Consider the following 5,038-nt stretch of genomic DNA (forward strand, 5'->3'; position numbering starts at 1 on the left):
GTCGACCTCGTGGGCGTAGGCACCGGCTGCGGCCAGCGGGTAGCGGCCGTGGGCCAGCCACGCCAGCAGCGAGCCGCTGGCACTGACGGTGCGGCTCGGCGCGACCGGGACGGTGACCGCCGCCGCGGCCGCGGCGAGCGCCGCCGGCTCCAGGTGTCCGGTGAGGATCCAGTCCACCCCGCGGGACCGGGCGTGCCCGGCGAGGGACCGGGCGAGTTCGTCGTGCCCGTCGGACACCGCCCCCGCGGCGACGACCGCGGGCCGGTCCGGGTGCGCCGCCGCCGCGTCGATCACGGCCTCGTGCCCCTTGCCGGGATAGACGAACCCGAGCACGCCGAGCGTGGGGCGCCGCGCCCAGCCCGGCGCCTGCTCGGCGGGCACGACGACCGGCAGCGGCAGCGGCAGGGTCACCGGGTCGGCCGCGCCGAGCGCCCGGGCCTTGTCGGCCTCGTGCCCCGCGGACACGACGACCGCGTCGGCGACGGCGACCACCCGCCGGTAGCCGGCGGACCGGCGGACGTCGCGGGCCGGATCGGGGTCGGCACCGGGCAGGTCGTGCAGGGTCACGACGAGCGGTCGTGGCAGGACCTCCGCCTGCTCGACGAAGGCGTCGGCGGCCGCGGCGACCCCGGCGCCCCACAGTGCGTCGGTGAACTGGGCGTGGGTGAGGTCGGCCTGGCCGGAACCGACCGGGACCACGCCGTCGGCGACCACCGCGGCGGCGACGGCGGCGGCGTGCCGGACCACGCCGTGCCCGGACGCCCCGGGCGCGACGACCCGCACGGTGACGGTCACCGCGCCACCCCGGCCAGGACGCGGCGGTACTCGCGGGCGTGGGCGTCGGCGACCTCGGCGCGGCGCCGTTCCCGGTCGCCGGGGTCGACCCGCCAGGTCGGACGGGTCCGGTGCGCCAGTGCGACGGCGGCGCCGAGCGAGGCGCGGTCGGGGCCGTCGTCGGTGAGGGTGTAGGTCAGGCAGGGCGCCTGCTCCCGGAAGTGTCCGACGTCGGGCACCAGCGCGGTCGTGCCGAGATCGTGACAGGCCTCCAGCCAGCCGGAATGGGTCCCCCACCGGTACGGGAGCACCGACACGTCGAGCTCCTGGAGGTAGGTGTGGAGGGCGTCGTCGTCGAACGGGGGGTGCACCCGCAGCTCGAGGCGGGGCTCGTCGCGCAGGGCGTTCGCCACGGCGCGGCCACGCGCGTCGTCGTGCGCGTCGACCCGCAGCCGGACGTCGGGCGGGGCGGTCGCGGCGAGCGCACGGGCCACCCCGACCGGGTCGGCGTTGGTGCGGTGGCTCTTGGCGTGCAGGCCGACGACGAACCCGTCGGCGCGGCGGGGCCGGGGACGGCGCAGCCACTCCGGCCCGACGACGGCCGGGTGCCCCAGCACCAGCGCCTCGCGTCCCCAGCGTTCCCGGATCCGCGCGGCGGCCCCCGGGGTCAGCGTGACGAGCCCGGCGGCAGCCGGTACCAGCACGTCGAGGGCCGCGGCGTGCGGCGCGGGGTCGGCGTGGTGCGGGTTGCGCAGGTCGTGCACGGTCAGCACCAGCGGGACACCCGTCTCCCCCAGTGCCGCGACGAGTGCGCGCAGCTGGTCGGGGGTGCGGTCGTCGAAGCCGAAGTGGACGTGCAGCAGGTCGACGTCCGCGGCGTGCGCCCGCAGGTGGTCGTCGTCGAGCCACGGCGAGGGCCACCACACCCCCGGACGCGCGCCCGGGACCGGCGGGTCCGGGAGCCGGACCACCTCGGGGTGGTGCAGCGATGCCACGTAGGGATGGGCGGTGGGCACGGACGCCACGCGCACGCGACGGCTCCTCTCCTCGGGTCCCCCGGGATGCCCGTCCGGGCGCGGATCAACCCCACGGGCCACGATGACCGGGTGACCGATCCGCGCCGCCGCCACTACGGCGTCCTCTACGGCCTCGAGGCCCCACCGCCGGGACCGCTCGCCCTGGTGTGGGGCAACTGCCAGGCCGAGTCGGTCCGGGTGCTGCTCGCCGGCGTCGACGGCCTGCCGGTCACCCCCGTACGCATCCCGCCGGTGCACGAGCTCACCGCCGACGACCTGCCCCACCTGCGCCGGCTGCTGTCCCGGACCCGGCTGCTGGCGTCCCAGCCGGTCCGCGACGACTACCGCGACCTGCCCCTGGGCACCGCCCAGGTCGCCGCCGGGCTGGCGCCGGGGGCGGTCGTCGTCCGCTGGCCGGTGATCCGCCATCCCGCGCTGCACCCGTGGTCGGCGATCGTGCGCCACGCGTCCGACCCGGCCGCCGTCCCGCCGGGGGTGCCCTACCACGACCTGCGGGCCCTCGCGGCCGCCGCGGGACGCGAGCCGGGGCCGCCGCCGACGCCGGAGGCGTTGCGCGAGGTGGGCCGCCGCGGGATCGCCGAGCTCGCCCGGCGGGAGGCCCGCGACACCGACGCCGGGGTGTCCGACGCGATCGCCGGGTTCGGCGCGGCGGCCGCACACACCCTCAACCACCCCGGCAACGGGGTGCTGATGCTGCTCGCCGGGCGGATCCTCGACGCCGCCGGGATGCCGGGCGTCGTGTGTGACCCCGGACGCACCCTGCTCGGCGGGATCCGGTCCCCGCTGCGCGCCGACGTCGTCGACGCCCTCGGGCTGGACACGCCGCCGCGCCCGCACTGGTGCGTCTCCGACCGGGCGATCGGCGAGGACGAGGTCGCCGCCGCGCAACGGGCCTGGTACGCCACGCACCCCGGATGGGTGGACGCCGGGCTGGCCCGGCACGCCGACACGCTGGAGCTGCTGGGGTTGTAGCCGGGCCGGGGGCCCAAGGTCGAGTTGTGGGGGGGCCCGGGGCACCGCATGATCGGGGAACGTCCGGGTTCAGCCGCCAGCTCGCACGGTTCCGCCCCACGAGCCTCGGAGCGTGTCGACCCATGACCCCGCCCGCCTTCCACCGGTGACCGCCCGGATCGCGCTCATCGCCTCCGCCCGCTACCCGATCCGTGAACCGTTCCCGGGAGGGCTCGAGGCGCACACCGCCGGGCTCGCGTCCCGGCTGCGACGCCGCGGTCACGATGTGACCGTCTTCGGCGCGCCCGGTTCCGACCCCGGACTGCGGGTGCGGGAGATGGCGGTGCTGCCTCCCATCTCGCGTGCCGCCCGCAGCGACGTCGGCATGCCGCCGGAGTGGTTCCTCGCCGAGCACCACTCCTACCTGGAGCTGCTGCTGGCGCTCTCGCGCGAACGCGGCCGCTACGACGTGGTGCACAACAACTCCCTGCACTACCTGCCGCTGGCGCTGGCCGACACGCTCGACGCCCCCGTCCTGACCACGCTGCACACGCCGCCGACGCCGTGGATGGAGTCCGCGGTGCGGCTCGGCGACCCGCAGCGGCTGCGGTTCGCCGCGGTCAGCGCGCACACCGCCCGCGCCTGGGCGCCGACCGGTGCCCGCGCGACGGTGGTCCGCAACGGGGTCGACACCGCGGCCTGGGAGTACGGGCCGGGCGGTGGGGTCCCGGTGTGGTCGGGCCGCGTCGTCCCGGAGAAGGGCCCGGTGGAGGCGATCCGGGCGGCGCGGCTGGCCGGGACCGGGCTGCGCCTGGCCGGGCCGTGCCCGGACCGGGCGTTCTTCGACTCCTGCGTCGCCCCGCTGCTCGGTGACGGCGTCGACTACCTCGGCCACCTCGACCACCGGGCGCTGGCCCGCCTGGTCGGGGACGCGACCGTCGCCGTCGTGTCGCCGTGCTGGGACGAGCCCTACGGCCTGGTCGTCGCCGAGGCGCTGGCGTGCGGCACCCCGATCGCCGGGTTCGCCCGGGGTGCGCTGCCGGAGATCGTCGATCCGCTCAGCGGGGTGCTGGCCGAGCCCGGCGACGTCGAGGCGCTGGCCGAGGCGATCCGCGCGGCATCGCTGCTCTCGCGCACCGACGCCCGCAGGCACGCCGAGGCGACCTGCTCGGCCGAGGTGATGATCGACGGTTACGAGCGGCTCTACCGGGCCCTGGCCGCGGTATGACCGGCGGCACCGGCCCGGGCGCCACGTCCGGCACGATCGTCTACTACGTGCACCACCACGGCAGCGGGCACGCCCACCGCGCCGCCGCGATCGCCGCGCACTGCCGCACCCCGGTCGTCGGGGTCGGGTCCCGGCCCGCCCCGTACGGCTGGCCAGGCGCCTGGCACGAGCTGCCCCTCGACACCGGCGGCGGCGACACGGCCGAGACCGCCGACGTGACCGCGGGCGGGACGCTGCACTGGGTACCCCGTCACCACGACGGTCTGCGCGCCCGGACCGCCGCGGTCTCGGCGCTGCTCGCCGCGGGCCCGGCCCGGCTGCTCGTCGCCGACGTGTCGGTGGAGATCGCGCTGCTGGCCCGGCTGCACGGGGTGCCGGTCGCCGTCGTCGCGCAGCCCGGGGAACGGCTCGACCGGGCGCACCGCACCGTCTACGACCTGGCGGAGGTCCTGCTCGCGCCGTGGCCCGCCGATCCGCCGCGGCCGTGGCGCCCGGAGCTGACCGGCCGGACGGTGCACCTGGGCGGCCTGTCCCGCTCCGACGACCGCACCGCCCGCCCGGGTCCGGGCCGTCGCCGGGTGCTCGTCCTGACCGGCAGCGGCGACGGCGGCGCCGACCCGGCCGCACTCGCCGCCGCGGCGTCCGCCACCCCGGACTGGACCTGGCGGGTCGCCGGCGGCCTGACCGGCGCGCTGCGCGACGCCCCGCCGAACCTCGCCTGCGCCGGGTGGACGGGCGAGGTGTGGGCCGAACTGCAGGACGCCGACGTCGTCGTCGGGCACGCCGGGCAGAACGTCGTCGCCGAGATCGCCGCCGCCCGCCGCGCCGCCGTCATCGTCCCGGCCGAGCGTCCCTACGGCGAGCAGGTCGCCACCGGCGCGGTGCTGCGGGCGGCCGGGCTCGCGACGGTCCGCGACCGCTGGCCCGCACCGGCCGACTGGCCCGGGGTGCTCGACGAGGCGGTGTCCCGCGGCGGGGCGGGCTGGTCGCGCTGGTCCGACGGGCGGGCCGCGGAACGCGCGGCCGCGGTGCTCGACGGGATCGCCGC

The 5,038-nt window shown here is 78.2% G+C and carries 5 protein-coding genes; 3 read left to right on the plus strand and 2 right to left on the minus strand.

The window, feature by feature from the left end; translation table 11 throughout:
• Together NH602_RS27940 and NH602_RS27945 are read right to left on the minus strand one after the other, a co-directional pair.
• The coding region (locus NH602_RS27940) for a hypothetical protein (RefSeq protein ID WP_374210272.1) at positions 1 to 795 on the minus strand (795 nt) is incomplete at its 3' end.
• Entirely contained in the window at positions 792 to 1,805 is a 1,014-nt protein-coding gene (locus NH602_RS27945) for a glycosyltransferase family 1 protein (protein ID WP_253069354.1), read from the minus strand. The genes NH602_RS27940 and NH602_RS27945, both read right to left, overlap by 4 nt.
• A gap of 75 nt (positions 1,806 to 1,880) precedes the next feature.
• Between NH602_RS27945 and NH602_RS27950 the strand changes: the two genes are divergently transcribed.
• The 3 genes from NH602_RS27950 to NH602_RS27960 form a co-directional block, all read left to right on the plus strand.
• Positions 1,881 to 2,783, plus strand: a complete 903-nt coding sequence (locus NH602_RS27950; protein ID WP_139282755.1) for a WcbI family polysaccharide biosynthesis putative acetyltransferase — start codon at positions 1,881 to 1,883, stop codon at positions 2,781 to 2,783.
• 112 nt (positions 2,784 to 2,895) lie between these two features.
• Entirely contained in the window at positions 2,896 to 3,990 is a 1,095-nt protein-coding gene (locus tag NH602_RS27955; RefSeq protein ID WP_253069355.1) for a glycosyltransferase, read from the plus strand.
• Positions 3,987 to 5,038 (plus strand): glycosyltransferase (locus tag NH602_RS27960; protein ID WP_253069356.1); only part of this gene is annotated, 1,052 nt, incomplete at its 3' end. The genes NH602_RS27955 and NH602_RS27960, both read left to right, overlap by 4 nt.

The organism is Pseudonocardia sp. McavD-2-B, assembly GCF_024124365.1.
Lineage (GTDB): Bacteria > Actinomycetota > Actinomycetes > Mycobacteriales > Pseudonocardiaceae > Pseudonocardia > Pseudonocardia alni.